A 1168-nucleotide genomic window follows, 5' to 3' on the forward strand; every position below is an offset into this window, starting at 1 on the left:
GGGTCTACACCGTCAACTGAATCTGTTTCTGATTCTTTTGTTGCTTCTGCTGTTGGTCTCAAATTTGGATAAACGACTACGCGATAACCGTCAACAAATTCCCCTGTAACTTTATCACGCTTACGCCCTTTAATAAGGTATTGAACACATTTCGTTTTCCAATTACCAGTAGGAGACCAACCCAAGCCATTTTCTGTTCTTTGTTGACCTAAAATGTCTTCTTTAAGCGATTGGTCTGTTTGAATGAATACCATTTCGCCTTGAAGTAAGGTAGCACCTTTTTTCACTCCATGGTCTGGCACGTCATCAGCTGGATAGCTGTTAGTCTCCGCTTGGTCTTCCATTGCGCCAACTGATACTAAACCAGTTACAATTTTATGGTTAGTGAACTCTGGTTTTCCGTTACTTCCCTTGGCCATATCAGCTACGATTAGAGCTTCATTACCAAAGAAAATCTCACGTGAGTTATAATCTAATTTCATTTTTTATTTTCCTTTTTATTTTTTTATGCAGTACGTTTCCAATAATATATTGTCGTTGAACCAATTACTGCTGAACCGATATTTTCCCATGCAATCCTAAATATATATTAATCAATATCAATATTCCACATGCAAACAGGATATATTAAATCTTGTAACTGTGACATAATTTGAGCCATTGAGTATTTGTTAGGGTGTATCGATCCATAAGTAACGCCATCTGAATTTAAAGCTGACCATGTTTTTATAGACATATCATTATGTGCGTAAGTTCTCGCTGTAAAATCAGCAAACGCACACTCGTATTTACGACATAATTCTTGTATTATAGGTCTAACATTTTGAAACCACTCTACATAGGTTCTCCCAGTATTATAAACTGTTCCAACTGTTGGCAAAGTGATGATAATAGCCAAATCTTTTACGGTTTTATTATAAGCTGGTCTACCATTAACACTTGTATTTCCTCTTATTCTTTTCAATCCTTCTTCCATATTTGTTTTAAATAAGTTTAATCTTTGTTCTAGTGTTAACCCAGCGAACTTCGTATGGTTTTTATCAGCGTCATTCATTCCCCATCCAATTATTAAAAGGTCTGGGTTATGTTCCATCGATGTTTGTAAAAAACCATTAGGGTATTTTTGTAAATAGTAAGGCAAAGCATAAGTTGGGTTTCCTACCCATTC

2 protein-coding genes are annotated in these 1168 nt (G+C 35.7%); both read right to left on the minus strand.

The window, feature by feature from the left end:
• Nucleotides 1-482: hypothetical protein (locus EII29_RS11255; RefSeq protein WP_199726084.1), on the minus strand; the 482-nt coding region annotated here is incomplete at its 3' end.
• Between the two features lie 107 nt (nt 483-589).
• Nucleotides 590-1168: SGNH/GDSL hydrolase family protein (locus tag EII29_RS11260; protein ID WP_148096431.1), on the minus strand; the 579-nt coding region annotated here is incomplete at its 5' end.

It is taken from the genome of Leptotrichia sp. OH3620_COT-345, assembly GCF_003932895.1.
Taxonomy (GTDB): domain Bacteria; phylum Fusobacteriota; class Fusobacteriia; order Fusobacteriales; family Leptotrichiaceae; genus Pseudoleptotrichia.